At 40.9% G+C, this 14309-nt stretch carries 14 protein-coding genes; all 14 read right to left on the reverse strand.

Annotated features, from left to right (window positions below; all coding sequences use genetic code 11):
* Nucleotides 1-20 precede the first annotated feature (20 nt).
* The 14 genes from FPV17_RS15885 to gap all read right to left on the reverse strand — a co-directional run bounded on the left by FPV17_RS15885 (nt 21) and on the right by gap (nt 14278).
* Entirely contained in the window at nt 21-434 is a 414-nt protein-coding gene (locus FPV17_RS15885) for a DoxX family protein (RefSeq protein ID WP_144559433.1), read from the reverse strand.
* Between the two features lie 110 nt (nt 435-544).
* Nucleotides 545-2884 (reverse strand): ribonuclease R, encoded by a 2340-nt coding sequence (rnr, locus tag FPV17_RS15890; protein WP_144559434.1) that lies wholly within the window; start codon nt 2882-2884, stop codon nt 545-547.
* 24 nt (nt 2885-2908) lie between these two features.
* Nucleotides 2909-3655 carry an alpha/beta hydrolase gene (locus FPV17_RS15895; RefSeq protein WP_035394586.1) on the reverse strand — a complete coding sequence of 249 codons (747 nt, stop codon included), beginning with the start codon at nt 3653-3655 and terminating at the stop codon, nt 2909-2911.
* A complete protein-coding gene (locus tag FPV17_RS15900) occupies nt 3652-4368 on the reverse strand; it encodes an alpha/beta hydrolase (RefSeq protein ID WP_144559435.1) in 717 nt (238 codons plus the stop codon). Before FPV17_RS15900 ends, FPV17_RS15895 begins: the two co-directional genes overlap by 4 nt.
* Before the next feature lie 17 nt (nt 4369-4385).
* Complete coding sequence (locus tag FPV17_RS15905) at nt 4386-5342, reverse strand: LLM class flavin-dependent oxidoreductase (protein ID WP_035394587.1); 957 nt, start codon at nt 5340-5342, stop codon at nt 4386-4388.
* A gap of 97 nt (nt 5343-5439) precedes the next feature.
* A complete protein-coding gene (secG, locus tag FPV17_RS15910) occupies nt 5440-5670 on the reverse strand; it encodes a preprotein translocase subunit SecG (RefSeq protein WP_035394589.1) in 231 nt (76 codons plus the stop codon).
* A 66-nt stretch (nt 5671-5736) separates the two neighbouring features.
* A complete protein-coding gene (locus tag FPV17_RS15915; RefSeq protein WP_144559436.1) occupies nt 5737-6183 on the reverse strand; it encodes a hypothetical protein in 447 nt (148 codons plus the stop codon).
* Complete coding sequence (locus FPV17_RS15920; protein WP_060703712.1) at nt 6176-6742, reverse strand: UbiX family flavin prenyltransferase; 567 nt, start codon at nt 6740-6742, stop codon at nt 6176-6178. Before FPV17_RS15920 ends, FPV17_RS15915 begins: the two co-directional genes overlap by 8 nt.
* Before the next feature lie 193 nt (nt 6743-6935).
* The gene (locus FPV17_RS15925; RefSeq protein WP_144559437.1) at nt 6936-8189 is read right to left on the reverse strand and encodes a phage baseplate protein; all 1254 of its coding nucleotides are present in this window, start codon (nt 8187-8189) and stop codon (nt 6936-6938) included.
* Between the two features lie 185 nt (nt 8190-8374).
* A complete protein-coding gene (gene eno, locus FPV17_RS15930) occupies nt 8375-9664 on the reverse strand; it encodes a phosphopyruvate hydratase (RefSeq protein ID WP_038482562.1) in 1290 nt (429 codons plus the stop codon).
* A gap of 28 nt (nt 9665-9692) precedes the next feature.
* Nucleotides 9693-11225 (reverse strand): 2,3-bisphosphoglycerate-independent phosphoglycerate mutase, encoded by a 1533-nt coding sequence (gpmI, locus tag FPV17_RS15935; protein WP_060703707.1) that lies wholly within the window; start codon nt 11223-11225, stop codon nt 9693-9695.
* On the reverse strand, nt 11222-11977 hold the full coding sequence (tpiA, locus tag FPV17_RS15940) for a triose-phosphate isomerase (protein WP_144559438.1): 756 nt from the start codon (nt 11975-11977) through the stop codon (nt 11222-11224). Before tpiA ends, gpmI begins: the two co-directional genes overlap by 4 nt.
* Before the next feature lie 24 nt (nt 11978-12001).
* Nucleotides 12002-13186: a phosphoglycerate kinase gene (locus FPV17_RS15945; protein WP_038482571.1), complete on the reverse strand. Its 1185-nt coding sequence runs from the start codon at nt 13184-13186 to the stop codon at nt 12002-12004.
* Between the two features lie 84 nt (nt 13187-13270).
* Nucleotides 13271-14278 carry a type I glyceraldehyde-3-phosphate dehydrogenase gene (gap, locus tag FPV17_RS15950; protein WP_035394596.1) on the reverse strand — a complete coding sequence of 336 codons (1008 nt, stop codon included), beginning with the start codon at nt 14276-14278 and terminating at the stop codon, nt 13271-13273.
* Between the last annotated feature and the right edge of the window lie 31 nt (nt 14279-14309).

Below are 14309 nucleotides of genomic sequence, written 5' to 3' on the forward strand. Positions count from 1 at the left end.
TCCTCACATGTAACGGATGATTATCTTCTCCCAAATCGCTGACGCTTCTTCTTCTTTGCTACTAACCCATCAACTGCCATAAAGTGGGACCCATTGATAACAAATAAAAGTAGTACAGCAAACAATAATAGATCGAATTCAAAACCTCCAATAAAGCCTTGATCGAACTTCACCATATAAACAGCACCAATCATCACAATCATTAGAATAGCACTCATCAAGCGTGTCAGCAAACCTAAAACAAGTGCAAGACCTGCAATGATCTCAACTAAAGCTACCACAACTGCCATTATATCAGGTGATGGAATTGATATGCTCTCAAAAAACGCTACTGTCCCTTCAATACCACCATTAAATTTATCTAAGCCGTGGGCGATAAAGATCACCCCTACAACAAGTCTTACGAATGCAATACCAACTTCTGTTTTCATCATTTTTGTTCCTCCTTCACCTTATTAGTGTAAAGAGGAACAAAATAAGACTCAAGCAGGCACCTTTAGGAAACCGACGGATGTCTTCAGCCAAAAGGGCTACAAAACGGTCATTATGAACGCTTTTTTCTGCGACCTTTTTTGCGCTTTACACTCGGTGCATTTTCGTAAAACGGCTTCTTTTTGCGCTTCCCGCTTTTAGGTTGTCCATCTTTTTTAGGGTCACCTGTTAAACGTGGACGATCTTTTTTCTGCTGTTTATTGACACGTTTACCACCATCAATGACTTTTGGACGATCTTTGCCTCTTTGAGGTTTTCTTTTCTTCATCCCGACAATTTCAAAATCAACGGACGCTTCCTCTGTATTAACTGATACCACTCGAATTTCGAGCTCATCCCCAATACGAAAGACATTCCCACTTCGTTCTCCGATCATGGCATAATGTTTTTGATCGTACCGGTAATAATCATCGGTTAAATAGCTTACATGCACGAGACCTTCAACTGTATTTTCCAACTCAACAAATAAGCCAAAGTTGGTAACACCACTAATCATGCCCGTATAGACTTCACCAATTTTATCTTCCATATACTGTGCTTTTTTCACATTATCGGTATCACGTTCAGCATCAACTGCACGTCGTTCCATATCCGAGGCATGCGCTGTTAAGCCTGGTAGCTTTTCTTGCCAATGACCAGTCGTTTTCGCATCTGTTTTTCCTTGAATGAGGTACGTTCGAATTAATCGATGGACAAGTAAATCTGGGTACCGACGAATAGGCGATGTGAAATGTGTATAAAATTCTGCGGATAAGCCAAAGTGTCCAACTGAATTCACATCATATTTCGCCTGCTTCATGGAACGTAGCATGATTCGGCTAATAATGGTTTCCTCAGGCTCACCATGGATCTCTTTTAATAACGATTGCAATGCCCGTGGATGAATGGTGTTCGCTGTTCCTCTGACAACGTAACCAAAGCCGGTAATGAACTCAAGAAATGAGTTTAATTTCTCTGCATCTGGATCTTCGTGGATTCTGTATACAAACGGTAACTTCATCCAATGGAAGTGTTCTGCTACTGTTTCATTTGCTGCTAACATAAATTCCTCAATCAACTTCTCTGCAACGGATCGTTCTCGTAACACAACATCTTCAGGAGTACCTTCACTGTTTACTAACACTTTTGCTTCTTTAAAATCAAAATCAATGGCACCACGACCAAAACGCTTGTCTCTTAAAATTTGCGCAAGCTTTTCCATTTCTTCAAACATCGGTACAAGTGCACTGTATTGTTCACGCAATGCCTCGTCTTTGTTTACTAAAATGTCATTGACATCGCTATACGTCATTCGTTCCGTTGTATTGATCACACTTTGGAAAATGTCATGCTTCACAACGCCGCCATTTTGATCAATTTCCATTTCACAAGAAAGCGTTAAACGGTCAACTTGTGGATTTAAACTACAAATGCCGTTTGATAATCGATGCGGAATCATTGGTATGACACGATCAACTAAGTAAACACTCGTCGCTCGTTCAGATGCCTCTTTATCGATTGGGCTTCCTTCTTTCACATAGTGAGAGACATCAGCAATATGCACTCCTAGAAGATAATGTCCATTTTGCAACTTTTTCACTTGAACCGCATCATCTAAGTCTTTCGCGTCGGCTCCATCAATGGTTACAATTTGCTCGTCACGTAAGTCTCGACGTCCATTTAAATCATTTGGATCAATGACATCTGGAACATTTTCCGCTTGTTCCAATGTGTCGTCTGAAAAACTTTGTGGGATGCTGTATTTATAAATAATTGACAAAATGTCCATACCAGGGTCATTTTTATGACCGAGAACTTCTTTAATTTCAACTTCTCCACCGAAGCGCCCTTCTGGATACTGAGTAATAGTGGCAATCACCTTATGACCGTCAACTGCACCCTTTTCTTTCCCTTTTATAACAAGGAAATCGGCGCTGATCCGCTTATCGTCTGCTACAACGAGGGCGTACGATTTAAACTCTTTGTATTCACCAACAATTTCAGTCACTTTGCGCTCAATAATTCGAATGACCTTTCCTTCCGCTCTTGAACCGTTAGCCCGTTCATCAATTCGTACAAACACAATATCACCGTTCATAGCGCCAGATAGTGACCCTTGAGGTACATATACATCTTCATCACCATCGTCTGGAATAATGAAAGCAAACCCTTTAGAGTGACCTTGCACTCGGCCACGAATTAAATTTAGTTTTTCAGGGATTCCATAGCGATTCGTTCGAGTACGAATCACTTCCCCTTCTCCTTCAAGTTCATTAAGCATCGTAATTAACTGTTTGAATGCCTCACTTGATGTTATTTGGAAACGTTCCTCTAGATCTTCTACAGAAACAGGTTTCGTTGCTTCTTCTTTAAAGTACTGTATGAGTTCTTCTTTATTTATTTGGTCAGACATTGTTTCACTCCTTTTCGTTCTATTTTAGTTTGACCATTCTAGTTCATTTAAAAACGACAGAATATCTTGGTGAAGTGTTTCTTTTTCATCTCCTAATGTGATGACATGAGTAGACTTTTCATACCATTTTATTTCTTTGTCGTCTGTTTCAATTTCTTTGTAAATCATGTTTGCACTTTCAATATCAATCATCTCATCATGCCTTGCTTGTACAATAAGAGCTGGAGCATAAATAAGATCTAACTCTTTTCGAACGTCGTCCATTAAACCACGTAATTGATACAACGTATTCATTGACGTCTCCTTTAAAGCACGGACGTCCTTATCGATTTCTTCTTCCGTCTTTTTCTCTAATTGTTTATATTCTTTGGCGTATTTTAGAAACCCTTCTTTAATCGCTTCTTCTGTTCTCGGTCGAACAGGTGCACACATTGAAACGATCCCTTTTACAGGTTTAGAAAAACCAAGTTTTAATGTGAATACGCCGCCTAAGGATAACCCACAAACTGCAATCTCGTCATAGCCTTCACTTTGAAGATGCTCATATGCAGCTTCAACATCCTCCCACCAATCTTCCGGGCTATATTGAACAAGCTCTTCTGGAGGAACGCCGTGGCCACGGTAGAGTGGCGCATGGCACGTATAGCCTTCATTTTGCAAAAAACGGCCAAGCATCCGCACATCTGCTGTTGTACCTGTAAAGCCATGCAGCAGCAGGACAGCTCGCTTTCCCCCTTTAAATGTAAATGGTTTCGGTGCAACGATCTTCATGTTGTTTTCTTCCTCTCTTGGCTAGTTTCCAATAGAAAGTCTTTAATTTGATTAATGACTTCTTCTGCTTCATAACCATGAAAGATCATATGTCTTGACCGCTTCATGGCAATTAATTCTTTTTCATCCGATTCTATAATATCATAAAGGTGGTAAGCCGATTTCATGGGAACAAGCCCATCCATTTCTCCTTGGATAATTAACGTGGGCACACGAATTTTACTTGCGTAAGGCTTTGTTTTTTGCACAAGTTGTAAAAACTGGGCTAAAGCTGCAAAAGGAGTTTCTCTAAACTTTTTCTCGTAAAGATCAATAAGCTGATCGTCCTCTTGAGTCCCAGTCAGGTGATAGCGAACCGCCGCAATCATATCTTTTAGAAACTGTTTCGGGTTAAAGTAGTAGGCTGCGGCATTTAACAGCACTAATTTTTTAACTGAATACCGTGCCGCAATGTAAGTCGCAAGCATTCCGCCCATTGAAAAACCAATGACATAGACATCGGTACAGCGCTTTTGTAATTCCTCAAAAGCTACTTCCACTGTATAAACCCACTCTTCATAGGTTGCACCCTTCAGAGCACTTAATTCTTTGCCGTGACCAGGAAGTACAGGACTATAAACAAGCCAGCCGTCCAGCTTTTGTAATTCTTGACAAATTGGCTCTACTTCCCAAGGATCGCCAGTGAAACCATGAATACATAGACAGCCAATCAAATCCATCGCCTCTTTCATTAGGATGACATTATCGTAGCTAAGCGTTCAAAGGATTTTATTTTTTCTTGATTATCATAGATATTCGTTAACACAAGAAATTGATCCGTTTGTGTTCGTTCAGCTAATTGTTCTAATTTAGAATGAACGGTTTCTTTCGATCCAATGATCATACGCGAACGGTTTTGCTGAATCACTTCCGTTTCACGAACGGTTAAATCCCTTTTTAAGTGAATAGGAACACGACTGTCGATCCCCTTCTCCGTTTGCAGCAACCACAGATCTTGTTGCTCTGCAAGGAGATGCGCATGCTCATTATCCTCGCCACAAATAACAAAGACCGCTGTTAAAGCATTCTGGCTGTCTTTCGTTACACGTTGATATGCTTGATGGGCTTCTTTTACACGATTAGGCTGAATGAAATAGCCATGAACAAACCCTAGATGCTTCTCTCCAGCAATACGTGCGCTTCTTTCTCCTAATCCCAATATATAAAGAGAAGGACTTGTAAGAGGTAACGGCGATGCTGTCATACCTCGAAAGCTCCGTTTCGTTGTCCACTCTATCACTTCATCTACTTTTTCCCAAAAGCGATGCACTTCACTCTCTTTTCCATTCGCAAGTGCCTCTCGAATCCGCTCATTTCCACCTGGAGAGCGCCCTATTCCTCCATCAATTCGATTAGGAAACATCACTTCGAGTTGATTAAAAAGGCTTGCCACTTTATAGGAGCTATATTGAGGGAGTAACACACCACCCGATCCTATTCGAATGTGAGACGTTCGCGCAGCAGCTGCTGCCATCCAGATTTCTGGTGAGCTTGAGAGCATCCCCTTCGTACCATGATGCTCTGCAAACCAATAACGTTCATAGCCTAATGCCTCTGCTTTCTCTACAAGGTTTATCGTTTGACTTGCCGTTTTTTCTGCTGTATGACCAATGGAGACAGGGACTTGATCTAAAATACTAAGCCGCACGGAACGATCACCTCTTCATGCCCAGTTTTCCTCTTTTTGTCCTTTTTCAAACACAAAAAACGCCTGGAGTGAATCATGTCCAGACGTTTCGTTCTACTTATAGGAAATACGCATTTGCTGCTGTTAATATGAAAAACAATACAGCCAACACAATAGTCGCTCGATGCAAAACCGCCTCAAGACCTCGCGCTTTCTGTTTTCCAAGTAACTGCTCTGCTCCACCAGATATTGCGCCGGCTAAACCAGAACTACGACCTGGTTGTAATAAAACGACCGTTACAAGTAAAACAGATACAATAATTAACGCAATCATTAAAAACAGTTGCATCCCTACACCTCCGTAAACACATTCAGTGCTTCTATCTTAACATAGTGGATAGGTGTAGACAAGGGGTCATTTTTTCAATAGCTTATGCTTCATAGACCACTGTTGTACGGTTTGGTATTCCTCTTTAAGTCGACATTGTACACTTGATACAATCGTTGCATAAGGCGCTAAATCGACTTTCACCTGTTTAAGCGCCCCTTCAAATATCACCTGTCCTGCTTCGGTTCTAACGTACGTTACCGTCAACTGAAGGTCATACGCAGTTGGCGGTAAAACAAGAAAGAGTGCTGCTTTCTTTGATTGTTTTGTAAACGATGCCGATTTAGAATGCTCCCAAAGCGCAATGCGAAGAGTTGTCTCATCTAAAGCTACTACTTCACCAACACTTATCATTGCTTTATAAGGAAAGCCTTCATTATCTAACGTCACAAAGTACATCGCCATTTCTTTTTTTTGATCGAGATCCGATCCATCCAAGAACGCCTGCACTTGTTCAGGCAAAGAACTACTCACCTTTCAAGCCCTCCCAGCGCTTGTTCCATTGATGATCAATTCCAAATTGATCGAGAGCACGGTAAACAAGATGGTCAATTAGGTCATCTATGGATTGGGGTTGGTTATAAAAAGCAGGCATCGGTGGAAAAATGGTTACCCCCATCCTTGAAAGTTCCGTCATATTTTCTAAGTGAATCGTATTGAATGGCGTTTCTCTCGTCATTAGTAGTAACGGTTTACGTTCTTTTAACATCACATCTGCCGCTCTGGCCACAAGATTGTCTGCTAATCCTACTCGTATAGCTGCCAAGGTTTTCATGGAACAGGGTACAATCATCATTCCATCCATTCGCTTAGAGCCACTTGATATGGCTGCTGCTTGATCTTCACTACTATAGGAATAATCAGCTAACGCTTTCACATCCTGCACACTATAGGACGTCTCCTGAGAAATTGTCACTGCTGCCCATTTGGATAGCACAAGATGCGTTTCGATTTTTAATTCTTTTAATGTCTCGAGTAATCTAATTGCGATTGGTGCTCCTGTCGCCCCTGTTACGCCAATAATTAATTTCATTCTTATTCTCCTATATAATTCAGCTTCTTCTTTCTATTATAACGTGAGCTAGAAGGAAGAAAAAGCGAGACACATTACGAACTAAAAGTGAAATTCCAGACAATTTTACCTAAGTAGGGATTGAGCAGTTACGATCTGTATGAAACAGTTGGTCTTGTATTATTAAAGATCGCATTGACTAACTTAGTTAATTTCATTTAAATTCCATTTCCCGCCATGCAGATGGGTTACCTGTACTTGGAACAACCCGACTATACACCTCTGCATGAACAACAGAATTCCTAACGAGCAATTGATGACATCCATAGTTTATTCCTGAGCCACTGTCTCCACCAGAGACATATAACCACCAGCCTGCAACATTTTTCTTTGGATGGTCAGATAGGGTATTGCCTTCAACAGTAGTCATATAATATGAACCTGGTTCTCTTATTTGGGAGATTGAAGTAACACGATTCATATCAAAACGTTTCGCTTTATTATCGTTTCTAGTTAAAGGTACTCTTTGTACACTTTCTCCAGCAAGTCCAAGAAACTTCTGTACACCGATATTACTCGAAAGTGCAAATAAACGTTGTCTTCTTCGACCAGCTAAATCACCAACAATAACCGTTAATAGTGTTTTATATTTAGTAAATGGATCCGTATACAGATAAAGGCCCTCAGGCTCTCCAAATCCTCTTACATATTCCCCATCTGGTGAGTGGCCAATCGCGTGCTCGAATTCTTCCATGATTGTACCGTTACTTAAGTTAATACGATACAAATGAAAATCATGTGCGCTTTGTCCAAAAGTAACATAAAAGTGATTATTATCAATTGCTAGACCTTGTAAAACTTGGCTGTTCATTTCAGGTGTAAAAGAAAAAGAATTTATTAGATTCCCCCATCGTTGATTCTTTGCATCATTCACTTTGTAAACTTCAATTCTCGTAGCTAACTTACCTGAAATTCGCTCAGAAATACGTAACGCCAACAAATTATTTTTTGAATCAGAAAACGGCGTTTGATAAATATTCGGGTTAGGGAACTCTTTTATTCTCTGTACACTTGAATGATGAATGTCTATCGTCGTATTAGCAACATATGGTACTCTACAAAGCCACTGTGTCCGTATTTGATCATTACGATCAACTTCTATCATATTCGTCCATAAATAGGTCCTTCCACTTTCTTTGTCTATACCAATTGAGGTACCGTGCCCACCGTTACGAAAAATCATCTGATCTTTAAATTTCCCGCCTAAAGAAGTTCTACTTACGATAAAACTTTCCTGTTTCCCATTGAACCCATTATAAACTTGAGTAGCAAACATAACCCCAAATTCCTCATCAATTGTTAACCCTTGATTTACTGTTACATTAGCTAACTCCAGATCAAATAAATATAGCTCCTGTGCTTCCTCTACTGTAAATTTTTTTTGAACTAAACTATTCGTCTCATCCATTACATGCACCTCACCTTATTGTATTAAGCTAAAGAGCTTAATTTAATAATAACGGTTCTTTTAAGAAACCAACCTGCCAATACATTGCCAAGGTTCCACCATTCAAGTGTGTTCCTAATTTTACATATACAAAAAAACCTCTTAACTCCATTTAGGGAGCTAAGAGGTTCATAAGAACAAAACTCTTACTTGCTTAAGTTATAGAAAGACTTAAGACCATTGTACTGTGCTAAATCAGCAAGCTCGTCTTCGATACGAAGAAGTTGATTGTACTTCGCAACACGGTCTGTACGTGAAGGTGCACCTGTTTTGATTTGACCAGCGTTTGTTGCAACAGCGATGTCCGCAATTGTCGCATCTTCTGTTTCACCAGAACGGTGAGAGATAACAGCAGTGTAACCAGCACGCTTCGCCATTTCAATCGCGTCAAATGTTTCGGTCAGTGTACCAATTTGGTTTACTTTGATAAGAATTGAATTACTAATTCCTTTTTCAATTCCTTCAGCAAGTTTCTTTGTGTTTGTTACAAACAAGTCGTCACCAACAAGTTGTACTTTATCACCAAGACGCTCAGTAAGAAGCTTGTGACCATCCCAGTCGTTTTCATCTAAGCCATCTTCAATCGAGATGATTGGGTATTTTTCACAAAGCTCAGCGTAGAAATCAACCATTTCTGCTGAAGAAAGAACTTTTCCTTCACCAGACAAGTGGTATTTGCCATCTTCTTTGTTGAACAGCTCAGAAGAAGCAACGTCCATTGCTAATTGTACTTGCTCTCCAGGCTTATAACCTGCTTTTTCGATTGCTTCAATAATTGTTGATAAGGCTTCTTCGTTTGAAGAAAGGTTTGGTGCAAATCCGCCTTCGTCACCTACAGCAGTGTTGTAGCCTTTAGACTTAAGAACAGATTTTAAGTTATGGAAAATTTCTGCGCCCATACGTAGTGCTTCTTTGAAGCTTTCAGCACCTACTGGCATAACCATAAATTCTTGAATATCTACGTTATTATCAGCGTGCTCACCACCGTTGATGATGTTCATCATTGGTACTGGAAGTTGCTTCGCATTGAATCCACCAAGATAAACATATAGTGGAAGGTCAAGAGCTTCAGCCGCAGCATGCGCACAAGCCATAGATACCCCAAGAATTGCGTTCGCGCCTAAATTACCTTTGTTTTCAGTTCCGTCAAGCTCAATCATCAAGCGGTCAATTCCAATTTGGTCAAGAACGTTTTCACCAATTAATTCTGGTGCAATGGTTTCGTTTACGTTCGCTACAGCTTTCTCTACACCTTTACCCATGTAGCGCTCGCCGCCGTCACGTAATTCAACTGCTTCATATTCACCAGTTGATGCGCCACTTGGAACTAGCGCGCGCCCCATAACGCCTGATTCAAGATGAACTTCTACTTCTACCGTTGGGTTACCGCGAGAATCTAGTACTTCGCGTGCATAAATATCAGAGATAATTGTCATTTGGAAAGTCACTCCTATTTAAAATAGTTTATTTTCTTAATGTTGTTCCTGTCATTTCTTTTGGCTTTGTTGCCCCTAATAAGTCAAGAACCGTTGGTGCTAGATCAGCTAAAATCCCATCTTCTCGTAACGTTGCATGCTTGTCCGTCACGATAACCGGAACTTTGTTTGTTGTATGAGCTGTCATTGGATTGCCTTCAAGCGTAATCACTTCATCAGCATTACCGTGATCAGCAGTAATGATAGCTTTTCCGCCTTTTTGATGAAGGGCTTCAATGACTCGTCCTAGACACTCATCAACCGCTTCGATTGCCTTTACCGTTGGCTCTAATTTACCAGAGTGACCGACCATATCGGGATTAGCAAAGTTTAAAATAATCGCGTCATGCTTATCCGCTTCAATATCTGCCACCAATGCCTCTGTTACTTCATAAGCACTCATTTCTGGTTTTAAATCGTATGTGGCCACTTTAGGAGAATCAATGAGAATCCGGTCTTCTCCTTCAAACGGCTGTTCTCTTCCTCCACTAAAGAAGAACGTAACATGTGGGTACTTTTCTGTCTCTGCAATACGGAGCTGTTTATACTGTTGCTGAGCCAAAACTTCACCTAGAGTATTGTCTAAGTTAGTTGGCTTGAACGCAACAAAACCATCAACCGTTTCACTAAATTTTGTTAAGCAAACAAAATGCAATTGATGTGGGTGTTCTGATCCACGATCAAATCCGCGGAAATCTTCGTTTGTGAACACTTGTGATAATTGAATTGCACGGTCAGGACGGAAGTTACAGAAGATAACTGCATCATTGTCCTTCACAGTTGCAACAGGTGAACCATCTTCGTTCGTGATGACAGAAGGAATAACAAACTCATCAAGAATGTCATTTTTGTAGCTATCTTCAACCACTTCAATCCCTGATTTGTATGTTGGGCCTTCTCCATATACCATTGCTCGGTACGATTTTTCTACACGATCCCAACGCTTATCTCGGTCCATTGCATAGTAACGTCCGTGCACAGACGCCAATTGACCAGTTCCAAGTTCGTCAAGTTTCGTTTGTAACCCTTGCAAATACACTTCGGCTGATGTCGGACCTACGTCTCTTCCATCAAGGAAGCCATGTACATAGACTCGCTTCACGCCTTTTTGCTTTGCTAGATCAAGTACTGCATAAATGTGCTCAATATGACTGTGTATCCCACCATCAGATAGTAGTCCATAAATGTGTAGCGCAGAATCTTTTTCATTTACATGATCCATTGCCTGTTGGAATGTCTCATTTTCAAAGAACTCTCCTGTGCGAATCGACAGGTTTACGCGCGTTAGACTTTGATAAACGACTCGACCTGCACCGATATTTAGGTGACCAACTTCCGAATTGCCCATCTGACCTTCGGGTAAACCAACATATTCTCCATCGGCACGTAATGTAGCATGAGGATATTCGTTCCAATAGCGATCAAAGTTAGGTTTGTTTGCATGCGCAACGGCATTGCCTTTTGCCTCATCTCGAAGACCAAAGCCATCGAGAATAATTAGCGCAACTGGCTGTTTACTCATTTTGCAGCACCAGCTAATTCTTTAAATGAATCCGCTTCAAGGCTCGCTCCACCAACAAGGGCACCATCAATATCGCTTTGCGCCATATAGTCTTTAATGTTTGCTGGTTTTACGCTTCCACCGTACTGAATACGAACCGCATCAGCAGCTTCTTGAGAAAACGCCTCTGCCACAACTTTTCGTACGAATGCACATGCTGCATTTGCATCTTTTTCCGTTGCAGACTTGCCAGTACCAATCGCCCAAATAGGCTCGTATGCGATAACAGTTTGCTTCACTTGCTCTTCGCTTAATCCTGCAAGACCTTTTTCTACTTGCTCTTTAACGACAGCTTCCATTTTTCCAGATTCGCGCTCTTCATCTGTTTCCCCACAACACATAATTGGTACTAAATTGTGAGCAAATGCAGCGTGAACTTTTTTATTTACCGTTTCATCCGTTTCTGCAAACATCTCGCGACGCTCTGAATGACCGATAATGACATAAGAAACGTTTAAATCTTGAAGAGCAACAGGGCTAATTTCGCCAGTAAATGCGCCATTCTCTTCAAAGTGCATCGTTTGTGCACCAATTCGTAAGTCTGTACCTTTTGCAGCATCAACAAGACGCTCTAAGAAAAGTGCAGGTGCACAAACAACAGTATCCACACCTGATTGAATTGGGATATCGTTTTTAACCGCTTCTGCGAAAGATGTTGCTTCGCTTAATGTTTTATTCATTTTCCAGTTACCTGCAATAATAGGCTTACGCATACGTTCTTTCACCTCTTCTTTATATTACTTATCTGTTAAAGCAATGACGCCTGGAAGATCTTTACCTTCCATAAACTCTAGGCTTGCTCCTCCACCAGTAGAAATATGGCTCATTTTTTCAGCTAAACCAAATTTCTCAACTGCAGCAGCAGAGTCTCCACCACCAATAACAGAATAAGTTCCTTCTGCTTCAGCTAAAGCATGTGCAATTGCTTTTGTTCCATTTGCGAATGAATCAAGCTCAAATACTCCCATTGGTCCGTTCCAAATCACAAGCTTTGATTCTTTTAACACGTTTGCATATGTGTTGGCTGTTTTTGATCCAATATCGAGCGCTTCCCAATCTGCTGGAATCTCAGAAATGGCAACTTCTTTCTTGTTTGCGTCATCTGAGAAATCATCGGCAACAATAACATCTTCCGGCATGTAGAAGTGAACACCTTTGTCTTTTGCTTTTTGCATAAATTGCTTCGCCAAGTCAATTTTGTCTTCTTCTAACAAGGATTTCCCAACCTCATGACCTTGTGCTTTAACAAAGGTATACGCAAGACCGCCACCAATAATAAGGTTGTCAACTTTGTCTAATAAGTGATCAATCACACCAATTTTGTCTTTAACTTTCGCTCCACCAATAACGGCTGTGAAAGGGCGTTCTGGTGTTTCAAGAGCTTTCCCTAAAACATCAAGCTCTTTCTCCATTAAAAAGCCAGCCGCCGATGGTAAGTATTGTGCAATGCCTTCAGTAGACGCATGCGCACGGTGAGCCGCACCGAATGCATCATTTACATAAAGGTCTGCTAGACTTGCAAATGCTTTCGCTAGTTCTGCATCATTCTTTTCTTCGCCTGGATAAAAACGGACATTTTCAAGCACTGTAATATCGCCATCGTTCATCGATGCCACCGCATGCTCTACTTCTGAGCCGTAAGCTTCTTTCACTGCTTTTACGTCTTGTCCTAATAAATCACCTAAGCGTTTTGCCACTGGCGCTAAACGTAATTCTTCAACCACTTCACCTTTAGGACGACCGAGATGACTCGCAAGAAGAACTTTTGCCCCTTGTTCTTTTAAATATTGAATCGTCGGAATAGCTGCTTTAATTCTTGTTTCATCTGTAATTGCTCCGTCTTTCATTGGCACGTTAAAATCTACGCGACAAAAAACGACTTTTCCCTGTAATTCATAATCATGAAGGGTTTTTTTATTCATGAGATAAACCTCCTAGTAAGTCTTACAGACAGCGCAAAGGAGGGAGGCAACGAGCCTTCCTCCTCTCACTTGTCTATTTTAAACTTAAAGCCCTTTGCTTGCAATGTAGTCTACTAAGTCAACGACACGGTTAGAGTAGCCAGACTCGTTATCGTACCAAGAAATCACTTTAACCATGTTTCCTTCCATTACCATTGTTGATAATGCATCAATAGTAGAAGAATGTGGGTTACCGTTATAGTCTTGAGAAACTAGTGGGTCTTCTGAATAAGCAAGAATGCCTTTAAGATCGCCTTCAGCTGCTTCTTTAAGCGCAGCGTTTACTTCTTCAGCTGTTACTTCTGTATCAAGTTCAGCAACAAGGTCAACTAGTGATACGTTTGGTGTAGGAACACGCATAGCCGCACCATTTAATTTCCCTTTAAGTTCAGGAAGTACAAGTGCTACTGCTTTTGCTGCACCAGTAGATGTCGGAATAATGTTCTCAGCTGCTGCACGAGCACGACGGTAGTCTTTGTGCGGCAAGTCTAGAATTTGCTGGTCATTTGTATAAGAGTGAACGGTGTTCATTAAACCACGGCGGATACCGAATTTGTCATTCAATACTTTTGCGAATGGAGACAGACAGTTTGTCGTACAAGATGCATTTGAAATAACGTGGTGGTTTGCTGCATCGTATTTATCTTCGTTTACACCCATTACAACAGTGATATCTTCATCAGAAGCTGGTGCAGAAATGATTACTTTTTTCGCTCCTGCTTCAATGTGTTTAGCCGCATCTGCGCGTTTTGTAAAGAAACCAGTTGACTCAACAACAACTTCTACGCCACGCTCGCCCCAACCGATTTCAGCAGGGTTACGTTCAGCAGATACATAAATTTCTTTTCCATCAACAACAAGTGTGTTGTCTTTTGCTTCTACTTGCACGTCAAGTACACCGTGTACAGTGTCATATTTAAGTAGGTGTGCAAGCATGTTTGCATCTGTTAAATCGTTGATTGCAACAACCTCTACATTCGGGTTGTTTAAAGCTGCGCGAAATACGTTACGTCCAATACGTCCAAATCCATTAATACCAATTTTAGTTGCCATTATTCATTTCCTCCTAGTCATTTATGAAAAA

The sequence above is a fragment of the Shouchella miscanthi genome (assembly GCF_007725405.1).
Lineage (GTDB): Bacteria > Bacillota > Bacilli > Bacillales > Bacillaceae_D > Shouchella > Shouchella hunanensis.

Coding starts and splice junctions, on each gene's coding strand:
- FPV17_RS15885 (WP_144559433.1), bottom strand. CDS start 434: ATGATGAAAACAGAAGTTGGTATTGCATTCGTAAGACTTGTTGTAGGG.
- eno (WP_038482562.1), bottom strand. CDS start 9,664: ATGACAATTATCTCTGATATTTATGCACGCGAAGTACTAGATTCTCGC.
- FPV17_RS15925 (WP_144559437.1), bottom strand. CDS start 8,189: ATGGATGAGACGAATAGTTTAGTTCAAAAAAAATTTACAGTAGAGGAA.
- rnr (WP_144559434.1), bottom strand. CDS start 2,884: ATGTCTGACCAAATAAATAAAGAAGAACTCATACAGTACTTTAAAGAA.
- gap (WP_035394596.1), bottom strand. CDS start 14,278: ATGGCAACTAAAATTGGTATTAATGGATTTGGACGTATTGGACGTAAC.
- FPV17_RS15920 (WP_060703712.1), bottom strand. CDS start 6,742: ATGAAATTAATTATTGGCGTAACAGGGGCGACAGGAGCACCAATCGCA.
- gpmI (WP_060703707.1), bottom strand. CDS start 11,225: ATGAGTAAACAGCCAGTTGCGCTAATTATTCTCGATGGCTTTGGTCTT.
- tpiA (WP_144559438.1), bottom strand. CDS start 11,977: ATGCGTAAGCCTATTATTGCAGGTAACTGGAAAATGAATAAAACATTA.
- FPV17_RS15945 (WP_038482571.1), bottom strand. CDS start 13,186: ATGAATAAAAAAACCCTTCATGATTATGAATTACAGGGAAAAGTCGTT.
- secG (WP_035394589.1), bottom strand. CDS start 5,670: ATGCAACTGTTTTTAATGATTGCGTTAATTATTGTATCTGTTTTACTT.
- FPV17_RS15895 (WP_035394586.1), bottom strand. CDS start 3,655: ATGAAGATCGTTGCACCGAAACCATTTACATTTAAAGGGGGAAAGCGA.